This window comes from Arthrobacter sp. HMWF013, from assembly GCF_003061105.1.
In the GTDB taxonomy this organism is placed as follows: Bacteria; Actinomycetota; Actinomycetes; order Actinomycetales; family Micrococcaceae; genus Arthrobacter.
This window is the reverse complement of sequence record NZ_QAIQ01000681.1, coordinates 1-4,808: the sequence shown is the minus strand read 5'-3', so window position 1 is coordinate 4,808 and position 4,808 is coordinate 1. Positions and strand designations below refer to the sequence as shown.

General features: G+C 62.6%; 4 protein-coding genes, 1 tRNA gene and 1 pseudogene. 3 read left to right on the top strand and 3 right to left on the bottom strand.

The annotated features are described in order from the left end of the window. The 3 genes from DBR22_RS22060 to DBR22_RS22050 all read left to right on the top strand — a co-directional run. Positions 1-651, top strand: a 651-nt coding sequence (locus tag DBR22_RS22060; protein ID WP_108600737.1) for an FAD:protein FMN transferase, incomplete at its 5' end; no start/stop codon positions are given. After that, positions 648-2,192 carry a ferredoxin--NADP reductase gene (locus DBR22_RS22055; RefSeq protein ID WP_108600735.1) on the top strand — a complete coding sequence of 515 codons (1,545 nt, stop codon included), beginning with the start codon at positions 648-650 and terminating at the stop codon, positions 2,190-2,192. The genes DBR22_RS22060 and DBR22_RS22055, both read left to right, overlap by 4 nt. A 77-nt stretch (positions 2,193-2,269) precedes the next feature. Next, a tRNA-Arg gene (locus DBR22_RS22050) sits at positions 2,270-2,342 on the top strand. Between the two features lie 73 nt (positions 2,343-2,415). Here the strand turns inward: DBR22_RS22050 and DBR22_RS22045 are convergent. From DBR22_RS22045 to DBR22_RS22035, 3 genes and pseudogenes are all read right to left on the bottom strand, one after another. Next, positions 2,416-3,306, bottom strand: a complete 891-nt coding sequence (locus tag DBR22_RS22045) for a hypothetical protein (RefSeq protein ID WP_258229390.1) — start codon at positions 3,304-3,306, stop codon at positions 2,416-2,418. Positions 3,307-3,365: 59 nt separating this feature from the next. After that, positions 3,366-4,019, bottom strand: a complete 654-nt coding sequence (locus DBR22_RS23635) for a DUF6318 family protein (protein ID WP_146187626.1) — start codon at positions 4,017-4,019, stop codon at positions 3,366-3,368. Positions 4,020-4,229: 210 nt separating this feature from the next. Further along, positions 4,230-4,808: pseudogene (locus DBR22_RS22035) on the bottom strand (HNH endonuclease signature motif containing protein); the annotation flags it as partial.

The window sequence follows — 4,808 nt, the reverse complement described above, 5'->3', positions numbered from 1 at the left end:
CGCCTGTACCGGTCACTTTACGACATCACTGGGGGTGCCATGACTCCATTGATCGGCAGCAGCCTGGAGCAGCTGGGGTACGACGCAACCTACTCCCTGGCCCCGACGGGCGCTGCGGTGCCGGCGCCGCGCTGGGACGATGCCCTGGACTGGGACGGCACCGTGCTCACCACCACGGCGCCGCTTGTCCTTGACATCGGCGCGGCAGGAAAGGGCCAGCTGGTGGACCTCCTGTCGGCCGAGCTGCGTTCCAGCGGCGTGAATTCCTTCATCATTGATGCCAGCGGCGACATCCTGCACAGCGGCCCGGACCCCCTGCAGGTGGCGCTGGAACATCCCTACGATCCGGCCAAGGCAATCGGGACCGTTTCATTGGCCGGCGGAGCATTGTGCGCGTCAGCCTCAAACCGCCGGGCGTGGGGCGACGGCCTGCACCACGTGCTCGACGGCACCACCGGACGCCCCGTCAGCACCGCCGTCGCGACGTGGACGATGGCCTCGAGCACCATGGTTGCTGACGCGCTGGCTACAGCGCTGTTCTTTACCCCGGGCGCCGAGCTGGAACGGACCTTCGACTTCTCCTGGCTGACCGTATTTTCTGATGGAAGCGCCGCCTATTCATCCGGCTTTGAAGGGACACTGTTCACATGAGCCCTGTTGATGCCCCCAAAGCAGGCGCCTCCGTTTCACCCGCGGGCCGGCTGGATACCCTGCTGGGCCGCTACACCATGTACCGGCTCATCCTGCTGGTGCTGGCGGCCCTCGCCGCCTACAGTCTCCTGCTCAATGCCCTCGGCTGGCTGACGTTCGGTATCCCCCAGATGCTGGTGCACCTGGTGCTGTGCCTGGGCTTGACCTACCTGTCCAACCGCGGGCTCGCGGCGCTGTTTCATGTGCGTCCCCATTCTGAGTCTTCGCTGATTACGGGCCTTCTCCTGTATTTCCTGTTCTGGCCCACCTTTGCGCCGATGGATATGATGGGCGTGGCCCTGGCCTGCGTGCTGGCTTCCGCCTCCAAGTACGCCCTGGCCTGGCGCGGCCGGCACATCTTCAACCCCGCGGCCGCCGGTGCGTTTGTGACCGGCCTGACGGGGCTGAACATCGCCACATGGTGGGCGGCAACGCCGGCCATGTTGTGGCTGCTGGTACCTGGCATCCTGCTGGTGCTGTACCGGACGCGGAAGTTCCTCATGGCGGCAGTGTTCCTGGTGGTTGCCTTGGCCATCATTACGGCGGAACTGCTGCAGGCCGGTCTTTCCTTCGGTGGTGCACTTTGGCAGGCCCTGGCGCAGCGGCCTTTGCTCTTCTTTGTCGGATTTATGCTGACCGAGCCGCTGACGCTGCCGCCCCGCCGCTGGCAGCAGCTCGCGCTGGCCGCCATTGTGGGCGTGGTCTTTGCTGTCCCATACAACTTCGGCTTTATCGCCAATTCGCCTGAGCTGGCGCTGCTCCTGGGAAATCTGCTGGCATTCCTGGTGGGACAGCGCGGAGCACTGCGGCTTCGGTTTGCCGGGTCACGGGCTTTGACGCCCAGCACCACGGAGTTCGTCTTCGAGCCGTCCCGGCCGGTCCGGTTCCTCCCGGGGCAGTACATGGAACTGGACCTGCCGCATGCCAAGTCGGATGGTAAAGGCCGACGCCGGGTGTTCAGCCTGACTAGTTCCCCGGACTCGGGCACTGTGAAATTTGGCATCCGGACGGCGGAGCCTGTTTCCGCTGCCAAGAGGGTTCTGCTGGATCTGAAGCCGGGTGATGAAGTGGCGGCTACGTCGGTGGGAGGCGACTTCGTCCTGCCGCGGGACCCCAAGGAACCTGTCCTCCTCATCGCGGCCGGCATCGGAGTTACCCCGTTCCTTGCCCACCTCGCTGCGGGTGCTGCCAGGGAACGGGACGTGGTGCTCCTGCTCCTGGCCCGTAATGCCAAAGAAATCGCCTACGTGAGCGAACTGAAGTCCTCAGGCGCGCGCATTCTGGCCCGGATGGCAGACGGCTCGGCTCCCCCGTCATTCATCACCGATGCCGGCGCTGCGGCTGGTCCGCTGGACGGGGCGTCGCTCCGGGCTCTGGTACCTGACATCGCCGACCGCGCGGTGTACGTCTCCGGATCGCCTGCAAGTGTCGCTTCGCTGCGGCGCGCCGCCAAAAATGCCGGTGCGCGGCGTGTGCATGTGGACTCGTTTGCGGGCTACTGAGTGGGCGTTTTCCATTGCGGGCCACCTTCCTGCTAAGCTCTAGGACGTCCCGCTGGAAACGGCAGGATCCCTGGATTGCCCTCGTAGCTCAGGGGATAGAGCGTCTGCCTCCGGAGCAGAAGGTCGTAGGTTCGAATCCTATCGAGGGCACAAAAGAATCCCCCACTGCATGTTCACGCGGTGGGGGTTTCGTTTTGCCTTTTTCCTTGGGGGGAAGGCTGTTCTAAGGGACTGGAATCGCTCCTGGACAGCCCTGGCCCTGGGGATTCTGGTTGCAGTCGTCCGCATAATTGCGCGTGATGGAGCGCCACACGCTGATGGTCTGCGGCGGGGCGCTGAACTGCCCCTGGCCCGGGATGGGCAAAGGCGGCCCGCTGTTGACGGAATAGGTTCCTTGGAAAGACGTTGTCAGCACCACTCGGAAGTCTCCCGTGGTCGTGTACACGTGACTCGTCCTGGTCTTCTCGCCCCAACGGTCCTGCGGCAGGGGCCCTCCCATGGACGCTTGAGGCCCTAGCACCGTTCCGTCGCCGTAGTTCCAGGTGTATTGCACCGGCGTGGCCACTACGTGCACTTTCTGGCCGAACATTGTGACGTCGAACTGCTGCTCGGCGGCGTCCGCGTAGAAGTTGGTCTCAGCGCCGCGAAGCGTGTGCGGGCTCGGTTGGGCTACGACCATCCCTGCATTAACCGGCAGGCTTTCGAACTGCCGCTGGACGTCCGCGGCGATCCGGGGCAGCAGGTCTTCGGGCTTGGCATCGTAAAGACATGTCGGACCGGAATGGATAACCCATACGGCGCCCGGGACGCCTCTCGGCTTAGATAGCCAAATTACCGGGATACCTTCCTCATTGCCGGCCGGACCGCTAGTGCACTCAATTTGATCTCCCAGGCAGGCTGAATCGAAATCGCCGCCGCCAAGGTGGCATTGAAGTTCGTACTTGTAGTCGTTGGGGTCTGTTGGAACATGGCCGGGCTCGCTTATTACATAAGCGCCAGTGCCAGAGTCCCATGTGTAGGCGCCGATCTGTGCCGCACCGGGGGCCCATTGACCGCCAAATTCAGGGTCATCCTCCCCTGTTTCTCCGTAGGCCGTAACGGCACTGAGGAGCATGGCGACTGTGACAACTAACAAAGTCAGTCGGAACCCGCGCGGCCGGGCGGTTAACATCCCTAGCCAACAATGCTTCCGACGTCGTGGAGCTTCCACGAGTCATCACTAAACGACAAAATCAGTAGATTTCCCGTGTTGGCAACATTGGGCTCTGCACGGGCAAGCGTTCCGTCCGCCCGAAAGTAAGACAAGGGCTCTTGAACGGCTTGAACCGCAACCTGGTATTTGTCCTCGGCGTCCTTCTTGAAGGTGGTATCTACCGCTGGTGTTGTAATAGTCCCGCCCGCGAGCCACCGCCCCTGGGAATGCCAGTCCTGGATGGCCTGCATAGGTTTCTGGCAGGACTGGCAAGTACTCGGCGTAATGCTCTGTAATAGCACCAAATCGCCCGTTTCATAGGAATAGCTCAGAACTCTAAACCAGTAGCTGGCAAATGCTTGAGCACCTTCCTTCGTCTCTGTCTTCGCCACTTCCGGCATCACAGGCACGGGAACATTTTGGGCGCGGCCTGTCGCGTCTGCGGGTTTGTAGGCTGCGGTTGGCGTCGGCGTGGGGCTCGGCGATATGGACTCGGCAGCGGAGGGTGTTCCCGTGGCAGCTGGGTTAGTTTCAGCATCGGAATTGCAGCCCGAAAGCGCGACGGATGCTGCGACTACAAGGGCAACACTGCCCGCTCGGATGCGCCAGGACGAAGTGAGTTTGTGCGATGTCATGGGCAGCTAATCCCCCGATTGTTTTTCAAGACGCCTGGCTCCGGACAATGACTCAAGGGTAGCCCAAGCGAGATTTGGGTGATCAAAGTTATCCACAGCTACCCGCCCCCGGTTCTACCACCCTGGAATTGATATAGAAAGTCACATGCCGACCGGGCACCTAACCCGCGGAAAGTTTTGGGCGGCGAAAAGTAAAGGACGTAAAGCGGACTACGGCGAAGTCCGACTGCTTGTCTCCAGCCAGAACCAATCGACCATGTCTGACCCCGCGTTGTGGACAGTGTCCTCAAGCAGGCTGAGCAACGCATTCTCCGCGCTCAAATACTCCACGGCTGGCGGGCTTGGCCAGTCTGGTGGTTCCCAGTCGGGTTGTTCGCTGGCGTAGCGTCTGCCGGTGGGTGAGATCCAGCCCGGCGGTTCGGTCGTGGTGGCGGGTCCGGGTGTCCAGCCTGTGGTGTGCCTGAGCTTGTGGTGCTTGGGGCAGGGTTGGGCGAGGTTGCTGATCCCGGTGGTTCCGCCGTGCGCCCACGCGATGAGATGGTCCGCTTCATTATCCAGGGAGGCGTTGCTGCAACCAGGAAACGGGCACTTCCCATCCCGGAGCCTGAGCCATTGGCGTTGGGCTTTGGTGACCCGGTAGCTGGTCCGGCCGATCTCCAGCGGTGAACCGTCCCTCGGGTCGATCAGGACCCGGTGGAACGAGGAAGCGCCGTCCGCGATGAGCCTGCGTGCCATGGTGACCGGGATCGGACCGTACCCGTCCAGCATCGCCGGTTCATCCGTGGCACC